The organism is Bradyrhizobium mercantei (assembly GCF_001982635.1).
Lineage (GTDB): Bacteria > Pseudomonadota > Alphaproteobacteria > Rhizobiales > Xanthobacteraceae > Bradyrhizobium > Bradyrhizobium mercantei.
Genome location: NZ_MKFI01000007.1, coordinates 467,877 through 481,796, shown reverse-complemented (window position 1 = coordinate 481,796; position 13,920 = coordinate 467,877). Strand labels below are relative to the sequence as shown.

The following is a 13,920-nucleotide window of genomic DNA, read 5'->3' as shown; positions in this document are numbered from 1 at the left end:
TTAACGAATCGGAAACCATAACCGACGCACAACCCTTCTGTGCGGTTCGGGCCGCAAGTCCGGGGTTACGCGTGGGGTATTGGGCCATCGGCCCTCTCGAACGGAGCTAGCGCATTGGTTCGGTTCGAAAATGTCGGTCTGCGCTACGGGCTCGGCCCGGAGATTTTGCGCGACCTCTCCTTCATGATCCCGGCGCACTCGTTCCAGTTCCTCACCGGCCCGTCCGGCGCCGGCAAGACCTCGCTGCTGCGGCTCCTGTTCCTGTCGCTGCGGCCGACCCGCGGGCTGGTCAATCTGTTCGGCAAGGACGTCTCTTTGCTCAGCAAGGACCAGATCGCCGACCTGCGCAAGCGCATCGGCATCGTGCTGCAGGATTTCCGCCTGCTCGACCATATGACCACCTATGAGAACGTCGCGCTGCCGTTCCGCGTGATGGGCCGCGAGGAGTCGAGCTATCGCCGCGAGGTGATCGACCTGCTGAAATGGGTCGGCCTCGGCGAGCGCATGGATGCGCTGCCGCCGATCCTGTCGGGCGGCGAGAAGCAGCGCGCGGCGATCGCGCGCGCGGTGATCTCGCGGCCGCAATTGCTGCTGGCGGACGAGCCGACCGGCAGCGTCGACCCGACGCTCGGGCGGCGCCTGCTGCGGCTGTTCATCGAGCTGAACAAATCCGGCACCGCTGTTATCATCGCGACCCACGACATCACGCTGATGGATCAGTACGAGGCACGGCGGCTGGTGCTGCATCAGGGACGGCTGCACATCTATGAATAGGAGCGGCGACGAGAAAGTGTCGTTGGTCGATCTCGGGCGCGAACGCCCGCAGGTCCCGGCCACTGCGCGCAACATGTCGCCGATCGTGCCGCGCGCCTCGATCTCCGGCCGCGCACTGGTCGCGGTGGTCGCGATCATGACCTTCCTCGCCTCGCTGACCACGGGCACCGTGCTGCTGGTCAGCGCGTCGGCCGCCGAATGGCAGTCGGAAGTGTCGAGCGAGATCACCATCCAGGTGCGCCCCTCGCCGGGCCGTGACCTCGATCGCGACGCGCAGGCCGCAGTGGACGCGATGCGGGCGCAGCCCGGCATTCTCGAGGTCCGTCCGTTCAGCAAGGAGGAGTCCGCCAAGCTGCTGGAGCCGTGGCTCGGCAGCGGACTTTCGATCGACGAGCTGCCGGTGCCGCGGGTCATCGTCGCGCGGGTGCAGCCGGGGACCACGCTCGATCTCGCGAGCTTGCGCGCGCGGGTGACGCAGGTGGCACCGACCGCGAGCGTCGACGATCACCGCGCCTGGATCGAGCGCATGCGCTCGATGACCGGCGCCACGGTGTTTGCCGGCGTCGGCATCCTGATCCTTGTGATCATCGCGACGATCATCTCGGTGTCGTTCGCGACGCGTGGCGCGATGGCCGCCAACCGCCCGATCGTCGAGGTGCTGCATTTCGTCGGCGCCGGCGACAGCTTCATCGCCAACCGCTTCCTGCGGCATTTCCTCAGGCTCGGCCTCGAGGGCGGGCTGATCGGCGGCGGCGCGGCGATGCTGGCGTTCGGCTTCTCGGAGTCGATCGCCAACTGGTTCTCGGGCACGCCGGTCGGCGACCAGTTCGCAGCCCTGCTCGGCACCTTCTCGCTGCGTCCGTCGGGCTATCTGGTGCTGGCGATGCAGGCGGTGCTGATCGCGGCGATCACCGCATGGGCGTCGCGGCGCACCCTGTTTGCCACGCTCGACGACATCGACTGACGGCCCGCAATCTCGCGCGCGCGGGCTATTTTACCGGGATGCGAGGGTTACCGCGGCGGGTTGAATAGCCGTCGTCGTATCGACGAGGGCCTTTCCGGCGGCCAGAATCGCGTCGCGGTCGGGCGCCTCGATGATCTTCTTGTTGGCTTCCACGACATTGTTGATCAGGCTGACAAAATTGGGTCGGCGGCTGATGAAGGCTTCCCGGTCGAGTTGATATTGCCGGTACTCTCGAGCGAAATCGATGACACTGGATCTTTCGACGCCTTGATAGTAGGGCCGCCCGTCACTGTTGACGAACTCCTTCTGCTTCCGGATCGGATAGTAATAGTCGCGATAAAATCGAAGGCGCTCGGTTTGGCATGCGTCCCAGAAGCGGAAGGCGATCGCTTCGGTCTTCGTCAGCCCGGCCAACACGGCGTCGGCGGACAGGCGCTTGGCTGCAAGGGCCAAGCCCTCCTGCATCGAAGCCGCAGCGTGCTGAACGGCTGCCGCTTCGAAACTGCCTGCCGACTGTTCGGCGATGACAAGGACTGCGTTCAGGCCGGTCAGGACCGAGCCGGCATCCGTCAGGCCGCCACCTTGTTTGAGGGCCGCGACCTCGCCCTTGATCACGCCGATCAGTCCTTTTGCAAATTCGAAGTCGGAGGTCAGCGCCTTCATCTGATTGCCGTAGGTCAGAACGGCCTTCAGCAGCTCGTCGTTCTCCCTGTCCTTCTTGCGCAATTCGAGGACGACATTCCATCCAATCGGCTTCTTGACGTTTCGTCTGTTGAGAGCGCGGTAATACTCCTCGGAGTCCGCGATAAAGGCGCTCTTCGGTTCGCCGCAAGAGTACGTCCCGTTCGACATGAACTCGAGCTCGTTCGATCTGCGCACGAGGTCCTTTCGAAGGTCAAATTCGAGAGTGTCCTGTGCCGTGAGCGCCGAGGATATCGCGCTGACGCTGTCAACGAAGCCTGCTCCATTATCGGTGACGCAACCGGCAGTCAGCAGCGAGAGAGCAATAACAAGAGCGCGTTTCATAATGAGTCCCCATCCGGCAATGGACGCACTATCGGTAGAGCGGCCTGCGAGCTCAATCGGGGAGCGAATTCGCTACGGCGTGTTTCGTTGCGTTATCCACAATTAAAGGGCGAGCGACGGCGGCAGCACCCGTCTCATGCCGATGTGACCGACGAAGCCGCGCGAGGCCAGCCGCCGCTCGGCGCGGCGTCCTTGGCAAGGCTTGCGCGCCTGAACGGCAGCGCTGTCATTGTTCGCGCGAAATCCGGTTTCCACTTTTCCGGATCATGCTTTAAAATCCCTCGGGGGGAAGGGTAGCCGCATCACATGAGTTTGCAGTCCGACGATACGTCGCCGAATGGCCATGCCGCGCGCCCGCGCGGCTGGCTGCGCGCCGTCATTGTCGCGTCGCTGGCGTTGGTCTTTGTCGCCGCGGCGGTCGGCTTCGTCGGCTTCCTGTCGCAATTGCGCGGCGTCGAGACCGACCCGCCGCACAATGCCGACGGCATCGTGGTGCTGACCGGCGGCTCGTCGCGGGTGTCGGACGCGATGGAGCTATTGGCCGCGGGCTACGGCAAGCGGCTGCTGATCTCGGGCGTGCATCCGACCAACGACGCCAGCGATATTTCCCGCTCGGTGCCGGACAGCCAGGGGCTGATGCGCTGCTGCGTCGATCTCGACCGCTCGGCGGTCAACACCCGCAGCAATGCGGCGGAGACGCGGCGCTGGGTACGCGAGCGCGGCTTCAAGTCGCTGATCGTGGTGACCTCGAATTACCACATGCCGCGGGCGATCGTGGAACTGTCGCATGCCATGCCCGACATCACGCTGATCCCGTTCGCGGTCGTCGGCGACAAATGGCGCGATGAACCCTGGTGGACGAGTGGCGGAACGTTCCGTCTCTTGCTATCGGAGTACGCCAAATATGTTGCAGCGGAGGTCCGGGTGCGGCTGGCCGATATCGGTATCGACCTGACCTCGGATCTTGCCGAGCAGCCGGCGGCTACGCCACGCCGCCCGGCGACCGCGCAGGCGTCTAACAAGGACTGAAATGATCTTCCTGCGCTCGCTGATCTTCAACGTGCTGTTCTACCTGGTGCTGGTGGTGCTGTGCATCGCAGCCCTGCCGGCGCTGCTGCTGCCGCGCGGCGCGCTGATGGCGCTGGAGGCCTTGTGGGCCAACATCAGCCTGTTCCTGATGCGCGTGATCTGCAACATCCGGATCGAGTTCCGCGGGGTCGAAAAAATTCCGGCGGGACCACTGGTCGTCGCCTCGAAGCACCAGTCGTTCTGGGAGACCTTTGCGCTGGTGCGCTTCTTCGAGCACCCGCTGTTCATCCTCAAGCGCGAGCTGATGATGATCCCGGTGTTCGGCTGGTACCTGAAGAAGGTTGGCATGATCTCGGTGGAACGCGGCGGCGGCCCGCGCTCGCTGATCAAGACGCTGAAGCGCGCGGCCGCCGAGGTGAAGCTCGGCCGCCAACTCGTGATCTTCCCGGAGGGCACCCGCACCGCGCCCGGTGCCGCGCCGAACTACAAGGCCGGCGTCGCCCAGATCTATGCCGAGAGCGGCGTGCCGTGCCTGCCGATCGCGCTCAATTCCGGGCTGTTCTGGCCGCGCCGCACCTTCATGCGCTATCCCGGCACGCTGGTGGTCGAATTCCTCGATCCGCTGCCGCCCGGCCTGCCGCGCGACGAGTTCATGACCCGCCTGCGCGAGGCGATCGAAACCGCCACCACCCGCATCGTCGATGCCGGCCGCGCCGAGCAGGCGAAATTGTTCGGCGCCGTGCCGGGTGAGGCTAAGGAGTAGGGGCGATCTCGCGGACGGCGACGTTCGGCGCCGCTAGCCGCGCTTTCCCTGCCGTCGCGCGTCATGGTGCCGCAGCGCATCGACGATCACCTTGAAGGCAGCCGAGTTCTGCCGCGACGTCGGGTAGTAGATATAGTAGCCGTCGAACTTCGGCGACCAATCGTCAAGCACGACAACCAATTCACCCGACCGGACGTGCTGCGCAGCCATGTCTTCGGGAAGATAGGCAATGCCGAAGCCTTTCACGGCGGCATCGATCATGGCGCGCGAGTCGTTGAAGGTCATTTGCCCCTCGACGCGCACCCGGAGTTCAGCACCATTCTTGGCGAACTCCCACACATAGTGACCGCCCGCTACCAGGCGCCGCTTGATGCAGACGTGATTGACGAGGTCCTGTGGATGCCTGGGTCTGGGACGTTCCTTCAGATAAGCGGGTGAAGCGACCGCGACCAGCCGCCAATCGGGGCCGATGCGCACGGCGATCATATCCTTTTCCACGCTCTCGCCGAGCCGGACGCCGGCATCGAAGCCGTCCTTGACGATGTTGCGGAATCCGGTGTCGAGGCTGAACTCGACCTTGATATCCGGATATCTCTTCAGGACGGGCGACAGCTTCGGCCAGACGGCCGTATGCAGCGCGTGCTCCGAGAGCGTGATCCGGATGGTGCCCGATGGCGTGTCGCGCAGCGACATCAGCGCGGCGATGTCGCGCTCGATCTCCTCGATCCGCGGCGCAAGCGATTGCTGAAGGCGCTCGCCCGCCTCGGTCAGGCCGACGCTGCGCGTCGTGCGCGTGAGAAGCCGCAGCCCCATCTGCATTTCGAGGCGCTTGATCGTGTGGCTGAGCGTCGACTGCACAACGCCCAGCTTCGCCGCGGCTCTGGTGAAGCTGCGCTCGCGGGCGACCGCCACGAAGGCCAGTAGGTCGTTGAAATCCTGGCTTGCCATGGCGTCAGTATTCATGGTCCAGGTCGATTAATGCAAGCGAATTATAGCGTCTAATCGAACATGATGCCGGGCTCTATGTCTTGCGGTGAACAGCGCCGGCTTGGCGCCTCCCTGAACTTGGATGCCCGATGGACGCCACAATCGATCAAAAGACAACCCAACCAACGACCGCGTGGAGCGCCGTCTTCGCGCTGGCTCTCTGCGCCTCGACCCTCGTTGCAACCGAGTGGATGCCCGTGAGCTTGCTCACGCCGATTGCAGCAGGCCTCGATTTGACTGAAGGGCAGGCCGGGCAAGCCATTTCCGTGTCCGGCTTCTTCGCTATCCTGACCAGTCTTTTCATCTCGGCGGCAACGCGTGGCGCCGATCGGCGGGCCGTCCTGCTGTGGCTGACCAGCGTCATGCTGATCTCCGGCGTCGTTGTCGCGTTCGCACCCACCTACACGATTTTCATGGTCGGGCGTGCGCTCGTCGGCATGGTCGTTGGAGGCTTTTGGTCGATGTCCGCCGCAACGATGATCCGCATCGTACCAGCCGCCGACGTGCCGCGCGCGCTCGCGATTCTCAATGGTGGCAATGCCCTCGCGACGACGATTGCCGCGCCTCTTGGCAGCTTTCTCGGCCAGTATATCGGTTGGCGCGGCGCGTTCTTTTGCGTCGTGCCGATCGCGGCGCTGACGCTGCTCTGGCAATTCGTCGCGCTTCCCGGAATGCCGAGCCATGACCGGACGAGCGCGGCGGCGGCATTCAAGGTGCTGCGCCGGCCTGGAGTGCCCTACGGCATGCTCGCTGCAGCGCTGTTCTTCCTCGGGCAGTTCGCGCTCTTCACCTATCTGCGGCCATTCTTCGAAACGGTCACGCGTGTCGACGTCACGACCATTTCGGCGCTGCTGCTCGTGATGGGCGTAGCCGGTCTTGTCGGCACGACACTGATCGGCCTCGTCATCCGCGACCGCCTTTACACGTTCCTTGTCTTGATGCCGTTCGCCATGGCCGTGATTGCCGTCGCCCTCACGGCATTGGGCCGCTCGCCTGGCGCGACGACGGCGCTGATGTTCCTGTGGGGCTTCATCGGCACGGCGGCGCCCGTTGGCTGGTTTACCTGGTTGAGCGAGGCCTTGCCCGATGACGCCGAGGCAGGCGGCGGGCTGATGGTCGCGGTGATCCAGCTCGCCATCACGGCAGGTGCCGCGGGCGGTGGCGTGCTGTTCGACAGCAGCGGCTATCGCGCCACCTTCCTGTTCAGCGCCGTCATCCTCGCGCTCTCGTCGCTCGTGATTCTGGTCGGAGCGGTTCGCCGCAAGGCAAAAGCCGACGCGCAATGCACCTGTGCATCGGCAAGTTCGGCTGCGTGACGCAACGTCTTCGCAGGGATTTCTGCGCGCCGTGCGAAACGCGCGCGCCAACGTCATCGGCATCAACTGAAACGACAGCATCAAGGAGGCACTCGATGCAAATAAGACAAGCAGGCTCACAACCCTCGGCCCGCGGGCCGGCCGAGTATTTCACCGGAACGGTCCGTGTCGATCCGCTGTTTCAGGCCGCAGATCCTTCGCGCGTCTCGGGCGCCCACGTCACCTTTGAGCCTGGCGCACGGACCGCGTGGCATACCCATCCCTTTGGCCAGACGCTCATCGTGACGTTCGGCCGCGGCTGCGTGCAGCGCTGGGGCGGCCCGATCGAGGAAATCCGTCCGGGCGACGTGGTGTCGTTCGAGCCCGGCGAAAAGCACTGGCACGGCGCGTCAGCGGCCTCGGCGATGTCCCATATCGCCATTCAGGAAGCACTCAACGGCAGCCCGGTCGCGTGGATGGAGAAGGTAACCGACGAACAGTACGGCGATCGCGCCGCGAAAGGAGGGCACCAATGAAGGCAACCGTCCTCCACGGTCCCGGTGACGTGCGCTTCGAGGAGCGTGACGATCCGAAGATCCTGAGACCGACCGACGCCATCATCAAGCTGTCGGCAACCTGTATCTGTGGCTCCGATCTCTGGCCCTATCGCGGCCTGCAGCCGTCGGACGGGCCTGCCTACATGGGCCATGAATATTGCGGTGTCGTCGTCGAGGTCGGCAGCGAGGTGCGGACCATCAGGCCCGGCCAGTTCGTCGTCGGCTCATTCTGCCTTTCGGACAACACCTGCCCGCATTGCAAGTTCGGCTTCCAGTCGTCGTGCGAGCAGCGCGAATTCATGGCGGGCGCGCAGGCGCCCTATGCGCGGGTCGCCCTTGCCGATGGCACGCTTGTCGCGACCAGGGAGATGCCGGGAAGTGATCTCATCCCCCATCTGCTTGCGACGTCCGACGTGCTCGGGACCGGCTGGTACGCCGCGGACGCCGCCAATGTGAAGGAAGGCTCCACGGTCGCCGTGGTCGGCGACGGCGCGGTCGGCCTCATGGCCGTGCTTGCAGCGAAAGAAATGGGCGCGGAGCGCATCATTGCCATGAGCCGTCACAAGACGCGGCAGGATCTGGCCAGGGAGTTCGGTGCGACCGATATCGTGGTCGAACGTGGCGCCGAGGGTATCGCTCGCGTGAAAGAGTTGACCCGGGGCGTCGGCGCCGACTCGGTGCTCGAATGTGTCGGCACCCAGGAAGCGATGTCGCAGGCGCTCGAATGCACGCGTCCCGGTGGCACGGTCGGCTATGTCGGTGTTCCCCATGGGGTAACTTTCGAGGGCCGGGCGCTGTTCTTCGCGCAACGGCGCATGCTCGGTGGCCCGGCACCCGTCCGCCGTTTCCTGCCCGACCTGATGGACCGGGTGCTCAAAGGGCGCATCCGACCCGGCAAGGTCTTTGATCTCACGCTGCCGATCGATCAGGTGGCGGAGGGCTACCGTGCAATGGACGAGCGCCGCGCGATCAAGACGCTGCTGACCGTGTGACAGCTTGGTGCACCTCTCCCCGCGGGGGAGAGGTGCAGGCCAAGCGCTTGCTCACCGCATCACGAACGGATTGGCCGGCACATCTGTCGCGGTCGAGATCCAGACGCTCTTGGTCTCCTGATACTCGCGCACAGCGTCGATGCCGCTCTCGCGGCCGACGCCGGAGAACTTCATGCCGCCGAACGGCATCATGTAGCTGATGGCCCGGTAGGTGTTCACCCACACGGTGCCGGCGCGCAGCTGCTTCGGCACGCGGATCGCGCGGGAGAGATCCTTGGTCCAGATGCCGGCGGCGAGGCCATAGATCGTGTCGTTGGCGATGCGGATGGCGTCTTCCTCGGTATCGAACGAGATGATCGAAAGCACCGGGCCGAATACCTCCTCACGCGCGATCCGCATGGTGTTGTCAACGTCGGTGAAGATGGTCGGCTCGACGAACTGCCCGCCCTTGATGCCGTCACCGGAGGCCGGCTTGCCGCCGAGCAGGCAGCGCGCGCCCTCGGCCTTGGCGATGTCGATATAGTCGAGCACCTTCTTGTACTGCGCCGGCGTCGTGATCGGACCGACATTGGTGTCGGACTGCATCGGATCGCCGATCTTGGCTGACTTCGCGAGCTCCAGCACGCGGGCGACGAACTTCTCCTTGATCGAGCTCTGCACCAGCAGGCGCGATCCTGCGATGCAGGTCTGGCCGGTGGCGGCGAAGATGCCGGAGATCGCACCGGCCGCGGCCGCGGTGAGGTCGGCATCCTCGAACACGATGTTCGGCGACTTGCCGCCAAGCTCGAGCGAGACCCGCTTCAGGCTCTTGGCCGCGGTCTCGTAGACCCTCGCGCCGGTCGTGTCCGATCCGGTGAAGGTGATTTTTGCGACACCGGGATGCGAGATCAGCGCGGCGCCGGCCTCGGGCCCGAAGCCGGTCACGACATTGAAGATGCCGTCGGGGATCCCGGCCTCTTTCGTCAGGGCCGCGAATTCCAGCGTGCTGGCGGAGGTGAATTCCGAGGGCTTGACCACCACCGCGCAGCCGGCCGCGAGCGCGGCGGCGCATTTCCAGGCGACGAACAGCAGCGGCGAATTCCAGGCGGTCAGCGCCGCGACGACGCCGACCGGCTCGTGCGTCGTGTAGGCAAAGGTCTCGGCCTTGTCGATCGGCACCAGGCCGCCCTCGAGCTTGTCGACGAGCCCGCCGAAATACCACCACCATTCCGGATGGTAGCGCAGCTGGCCCAGCATCTCGGCCATCAGCTTGCCGTTGTCGCGCACCTCGATCTCGGCGAGGCGCTCGGCATTGGCCGCGACGAGATCGCCGAGCTTGCGCATCGCCTTGCCGCGCGCGGACGCCGTCATCTTCGCCCACGGGCCGTTCCACATCGCCTCATTGGCGGCCTTCACCGCCTTGTCGGCATCGGCGGCCGTGCCGCGCGGGATCTTGGCCCAGGCCTCGCCGCGATAGGGATCGATCGATTCGAACCACTCGCCATTGGCGGGGTCGACATACTGGCCGTTGATGTAGAGCTGATAGGTCTTCATGAGGTCCTCCCGTCGCGGCGATCGGTTTTGGCTTTCCGTAACGCTATCACGCCTTGCGCGACGCCGTCATAACGCGGCTGCGTGAACGGGGATGCGGCGGGCTCAGGCGTGCGGTGCGGCAAGCTCGGCTGCGATGATCGCGCCGAGCGCCATGTCGCTTTGCTGCCCGAAGCCGTGATGCACGATGTTGCCGTCGCGGCCGATCAGGATGCTGGTCGGAGTTCCCTGCATGCCGTAGCGCTGCATGGTGACGGGGATCGGCGTGCCGTCGCCGGCCTCGTCGACGCCGATCGGAAAGGTCAGCCGGTATTCGTGGATGAAGGCTTCGAGCGAGACCGGCGTCATCGCCGCGTGGTGCTCGAATACGGTGTGCAGCCCTATCACCTGAAGGTTCGAATGCTTGAACAGCTCGAACGCACGCTGGGTTTGCGGCGTGCCATGCGATACGCAGCCCGGACACAGCATCTGGAACGCATGCAGCAGCACCGGCCGGCCGCGTAGTGCGGCCAGCGTCAGGGGCTCACTGGTGTTGAACCAGCGCGATACGGCGATATCAGGTGCTGGAGTCACGGCTTGGTTCCTTGCGTCCACCCACGGCACGAGGGTGGCAAGATCGGCGCCAGCTTGTCAACGACTGGCGGCGCTTGCTGCCGCACGCCGTGCGCGGCGGGCCGCGCGGCGGCGCTGGGTCCAAAGCCTGGCGCGGTCGAGATAGAGATAGACCACCGGCGTGGTGTAGAGCGTCAGGATCTGGCTCAGGATCAACCCGCCGAAGATCGCGATGCCGAGCGGTTGGCGCAGCTCGCTGCCTTCGCCGAGCCCGATCATCAACGGCACCGCGCCGAACAAGGCGGCGAGCGTCGTCATCATGATCGGGCGGAACCGCATCAGGCAGGCTTCGTAGATCGCATCGCGCGACGACAGCCCGCGCTGGCGCTCGGCGTCGAGCGCGAAGTCGATCATCATGATCGCATTCTTCTTGACGATGCCGACCAAGAGGATCACCCCGATCATGCCGATGATGTCGAAATCGGTGTGCGAGAGCATCAGCGCCGCTACCGCGCCGACGCCGGCGGAGGGCAGGGTGGACAGGATGGTCAGCGGGTGGATGTAGCTCTCATAGAGCATGCCGAGCGAGATGTAGATCGTCGCCAGCGCAGCGAGCACCAGGAACAGCTCGTTGGCCAGCGCCTGCTGGAAGATCTTTGCGGAGCCCGCGAAGCCGCCGTTGATGCCCGCCGGCATGTTGATCGCGTGCATCGCGTTCTCGATCGTGGTGGTCGCGGTGCTCAGCGAGACGCCGGGCGGCAGGTTGAACGAGATGGTGCTGGAAACCAGCAGGTCCTGGTGGTTGACCGAAAGCGGCGTCTCGCCGTGCTCGAAGCGCGCGACGCTCGACAGCGGGATCATCGTCTCGGCGCTGGTCGAGACCGCGGTGCCGGTCGAGGCTACGCCCTTGCCGGTGGCGCCGATTGAGTTGGTCGCCTGGTTGCGCACTACATTGGCGGCGACCGAGCTGACCGAGCTCTTCTGCGACGAGGAGGCCACCGTTCCGGCCACCGCATTGGTGCTTTGGGTGCCGGTCGCGGACCCGCCCGAGGTCGAGATGTAGACCTCCTTCAGGGTCTGCGGATCCTTCGAGAAGCGCGGCGCGACCTCCATGATCACGTGATACTGGTTGCGTGCCACGAAGATGGTCGAGACCTGGCGCTGCCCGAACGCGTCATAGAGCGTGTTGTCGAGCTGGCTGACCGTGATGCCGAGCCGCGAGGCGGCGTCGCGATCGATCACCAGATTGGCTTGCAGCGCCTTGTTCTGCTGGTCGCTGTTGACGTCGACCAGCGTCGGCTCCTTCTGCAGCGCCGCGACGAGCTTCGGCGTCCACTCGTTCAATTCCTCGAAGGTCGAGCCCTTCAGCGTGTATTGATAGGCCGCGTTGCCGGAGCGTCCGCCGGCGCCGAGATCACCGATCGATTGCAGAAAGAGGGTGGCGCCGGCGACGCTCGCCAGCGGCACGCGCAGCCGCTCGATCACCTTGTCGGCGCGCAGGTTGCGCTCGCCCATTGGCTTCAGCGAGGCGAACACGGTGCCGGTGTTGGTGCCGCCCGGGCCGACGCCACCGCCGCCGGTGAAACCAACTGCGGTATCGACCGCCGGATCCGACTTCACGATGTCGATGAACTGGGTCAGCTTCTGCTGCATCAGCTGGAACGAGGTGCTCTGGTCGGCCTGGATCGAGCCGACCAGGAGCCCGGTATCCTGCTGTGGCACGAAGCCCTTGGGCACGACCCTGTAGAGATGGAAATTCAGATACAGCGTCGAGCCGAGGATCAGCATCACCAGCAGCGGATGGCGCAGCGCGAGCCCGAGCGTCGCGCGGTAGCCGTTCAGCATCAGCTCGAACACGCGTTCGCTGATCCGGTAGATCCGGCCGTGCGGCTGGCCTTCCTGCTTGCGCAGCAGCACGGAGCACATCATCGGCGTCGTGGTCAGCGAGACCACCAGCGAGATCACGATCGCGATCGTGATGGTCATGGCGAATTCGCGGAACAGGCGGCCGACCAGCCCGCCCATCAAGAGGATCGGCACGAACACCGCGACCAGCGACACGCTCATCGACAGCACCGTGAAGCCGACCTCGCGGGTGCCGAGCAGCGTCGCCTCCATGCGCGACAGCCCGGCATCCATGTGGCGGGTGATGTTCTCCAGCACCACGATGGCGTCGTCGACCACGAAGCCGGTCGCCACCGTCAGCGCCATCAGCGAGAAGATGTCGAGCGTGTAGCCGAGCAGATACATCACGGCGAAGGTCGCGATCAGCGACACGCCGACCGCCACCACAGGCACCAGCGTCGCCCGCGCATTGCGCAGGAAGGCGAACACCACCAGGATCACCAGCGCGACCGCGATCAAGAGCGTGATCTCGACGTCGTGCAGCGAGGCCCGGATCGTCTTCGAGCGGTCCATCGCCAGCGTGATGTCGATCGCGGGCGACACCGAGGCCTTGAGCTGCGGCATCAGCCCCTTCACATTGTCGACCATCTTGATGATGTTGGCGCCCGGCTGCCGGTACACGATCATCACGACGGCCGGCTTGCCGTTGGCGAGGCCGAGCGTGCGCACATTCTCGACGGAATCGATGACGTCGCCGACGTCGGTCAGCCGCACCGCCGCGCCGTTGCGGTAGGCGACGACCAGCGGCCTGTAGTCGGCCGCCTTGCGGGCCTGGTCGTTGGCGTAGATCTGGTAGCGCTGGTCGCCGACGTCGATGCCGCCCTTCGGGCTGTGCGCATTGGCGCTCGACAGCGCGGCGCGGACATCCTCGAGCCCGATGCCGTATTTGTAGAGCGCCGGCGGGATCAGCTCGACGCGCACCGCGGGCAGCGAGCCGCCGCCGACCGAGACTTCGCCGACGCCCTCGACCTGCGACAGCTTCTGCGCGAGCACGGTCGAGGCGGCGTCATAGAGCTCGGCCGGCGTCAGCGTGTCCGAGGTCAGGGTGTAGATCAGGATCGGCGCCGAGGCCGGGTTGAACTTGCGGTAGGTCGGATTGGCGCGGAGGTTGGTCGGCAGGTCGGCGCGCGCCGCGTTGATCGCGGCCTGCACGTCGCGCGCGGCACCGTTGATGTCGCGGTCGATATCGAATTGCAGCGTGATGCGGGCGTTGCCGAGCGAGGACACCGAGGTCATTTCGGTGACGCTGGCGATCTGGCCGAGGTGGCGTTCCAGCGGGCTCGCGACGGTCGCGGCGACGTCGGCCGGGCTCGCGCCGGGCAAGGTCGCCTGCACCATGATGGTCGGGATGTCGACGTCGGGCAGCGGCGACACCGGCAGCTTGAAGAACGCAATGATGCCCGCCACCACAAGCCCAAGCGACAGCAGCGTGGTGCCGACCGGCCGGCGGACGAAGGGGGCGGAGAGGTTCATTGCATCAGCGAGCGATGTTTGCGGATGAGCTTCTATCCGTCCGCGCCGCGATGCAAAAGCCTAAATGTCACAG

12 protein-coding genes are annotated in these 13,920 nt (G+C 65.3%); 7 read left to right on the top strand and 5 right to left on the bottom strand.

Annotated elements, in window-relative coordinates; translation table 11 throughout:
• The first annotated feature begins 114 nt into the window (after positions 1–114).
• Both ftsE and BI327_RS32095 read left to right on the top strand, forming a co-directional pair.
• Complete coding sequence (gene ftsE, locus BI327_RS32100; RefSeq protein WP_076865300.1) at positions 115–774, top strand: cell division ATP-binding protein FtsE; 660 nt, start codon at positions 115–117, stop codon at positions 772–774.
• Positions 767–1,738: a cell division protein FtsX gene (locus BI327_RS32095; RefSeq protein WP_076865299.1), complete on the top strand. Its 972-nt coding sequence runs from the start codon at positions 767–769 to the stop codon at positions 1,736–1,738. Before ftsE ends, BI327_RS32095 begins: the two co-directional genes overlap by 8 nt.
• 30 nt (positions 1,739–1,768) lie before the next feature.
• Here the strand turns inward: BI327_RS32095 and BI327_RS32090 are convergent, their stop codons facing one another.
• Positions 1,769–2,764, bottom strand: coding sequence for a hypothetical protein (locus tag BI327_RS32090; protein WP_143271725.1), 996 nt, complete (start codon positions 2,762–2,764; stop codon positions 1,769–1,771).
• Positions 2,765–3,070: 306 nt separating this feature from the next.
• Here BI327_RS32090 and BI327_RS32085 point away from each other — a divergent pair, with 306 nt between their 5' ends.
• Positions 3,071–3,793, top strand: a complete 723-nt coding sequence (locus tag BI327_RS32085; protein ID WP_076865296.1) for a YdcF family protein — start codon at positions 3,071–3,073, stop codon at positions 3,791–3,793.
• A gap of 1 nt (position 3,794) precedes the next feature.
• Positions 3,795–4,556 carry a lysophospholipid acyltransferase family protein gene (locus BI327_RS32080; RefSeq protein WP_076865295.1) on the top strand — a complete coding sequence of 254 codons (762 nt, stop codon included), beginning with the start codon at positions 3,795–3,797 and terminating at the stop codon, positions 4,554–4,556.
• A 33-nt stretch (positions 4,557–4,589) separates the two neighbouring features.
• Here the strand turns inward: BI327_RS32080 and BI327_RS32075 are convergent, their stop codons facing one another.
• Complete coding sequence (locus BI327_RS32075; RefSeq protein WP_076865293.1) at positions 4,590–5,504, bottom strand: LysR family transcriptional regulator; 915 nt, start codon at positions 5,502–5,504, stop codon at positions 4,590–4,592.
• A gap of 128 nt (positions 5,505–5,632) precedes the next feature.
• On the opposite strand from BI327_RS32075, the gene BI327_RS32070 reads away from it, so the two are divergent.
• The 3 genes from BI327_RS32070 to BI327_RS32060 all read left to right on the top strand — a co-directional run bounded on the left by BI327_RS32070 (position 5,633) and on the right by BI327_RS32060 (position 8,387).
• Positions 5,633–6,859 (top strand): MFS transporter, encoded by a 1,227-nt coding sequence (locus BI327_RS32070; RefSeq protein ID WP_076865290.1) that lies wholly within the window; start codon positions 5,633–5,635, stop codon positions 6,857–6,859.
• A 95-nt stretch (positions 6,860–6,954) separates the two neighbouring features.
• Complete coding sequence (locus tag BI327_RS32065) at positions 6,955–7,374, top strand: (R)-mandelonitrile lyase (RefSeq protein ID WP_076865288.1); 420 nt, start codon at positions 6,955–6,957, stop codon at positions 7,372–7,374.
• On the top strand, positions 7,371–8,387 hold the full coding sequence (locus BI327_RS32060) for a zinc-dependent alcohol dehydrogenase family protein (RefSeq protein WP_076865286.1): 1,017 nt from the start codon (positions 7,371–7,373) through the stop codon (positions 8,385–8,387). Before BI327_RS32065 ends, BI327_RS32060 begins: the two co-directional genes overlap by 4 nt.
• Before the next feature lie 51 nt (positions 8,388–8,438).
• On the opposite strand, the gene BI327_RS32055 is transcribed toward BI327_RS32060, so the two are convergent.
• From BI327_RS32055 to BI327_RS32045, 3 genes are all read right to left on the bottom strand, one after another.
• The gene (locus tag BI327_RS32055) at positions 8,439–9,920 is read right to left on the bottom strand and encodes an aldehyde dehydrogenase (RefSeq protein WP_076865284.1); all 1,482 of its coding nucleotides are present in this window, start codon (positions 9,918–9,920) and stop codon (positions 8,439–8,441) included.
• 102 nt (positions 9,921–10,022) lie between these two features.
• Positions 10,023–10,490 (bottom strand): peroxiredoxin family protein, encoded by a 468-nt coding sequence (locus BI327_RS32050; RefSeq protein WP_076865282.1) that lies wholly within the window; start codon positions 10,488–10,490, stop codon positions 10,023–10,025.
• 57 nt (positions 10,491–10,547) lie between these two features.
• Positions 10,548–13,847 carry an efflux RND transporter permease subunit gene (locus BI327_RS32045; protein ID WP_076865280.1) on the bottom strand — a complete coding sequence of 1,100 codons (3,300 nt, stop codon included), beginning with the start codon at positions 13,845–13,847 and terminating at the stop codon, positions 10,548–10,550.
• Between the last annotated feature and the right edge of the window lie 73 nt (positions 13,848–13,920).

Bases quoted from the DNA above. Each gene is read 5' to 3' on its own strand.
- BI327_RS32095 (WP_076865299.1), top strand. From the start codon at position 767: ATGAATAGGAGCGGCGACGAGAAAGTGTCGTTGGTCGATCTCGGGCGC.
- BI327_RS32090 (WP_143271725.1), bottom strand. From the start codon at position 2,764: ATGAAACGCGCTCTTGTTATTGCTCTCTCGCTGCTGACTGCCGGTTGC.
- BI327_RS32085 (WP_076865296.1), top strand. From the start codon at position 3,071: ATGAGTTTGCAGTCCGACGATACGTCGCCGAATGGCCATGCCGCGCGC.
- BI327_RS32080 (WP_076865295.1), top strand. From the start codon at position 3,795: ATGATCTTCCTGCGCTCGCTGATCTTCAACGTGCTGTTCTACCTGGTG.
- BI327_RS32075 (WP_076865293.1), bottom strand. From the start codon at position 5,504: ATGGCAAGCCAGGATTTCAACGACCTACTGGCCTTCGTGGCGGTCGCC.
- BI327_RS32070 (WP_076865290.1), top strand. From the start codon at position 5,633: ATGGACGCCACAATCGATCAAAAGACAACCCAACCAACGACCGCGTGG.
- BI327_RS32065 (WP_076865288.1), top strand. From the start codon at position 6,955: ATGCAAATAAGACAAGCAGGCTCACAACCCTCGGCCCGCGGGCCGGCC.
- BI327_RS32060 (WP_076865286.1), top strand. From the start codon at position 7,371: ATGAAGGCAACCGTCCTCCACGGTCCCGGTGACGTGCGCTTCGAGGAG.
- BI327_RS32055 (WP_076865284.1), bottom strand. From the start codon at position 9,920: ATGAAGACCTATCAGCTCTACATCAACGGCCAGTATGTCGACCCCGCC.
- BI327_RS32045 (WP_076865280.1), bottom strand. From the start codon at position 13,847: ATGAACCTCTCCGCCCCCTTCGTCCGCCGGCCGGTCGGCACCACGCTG.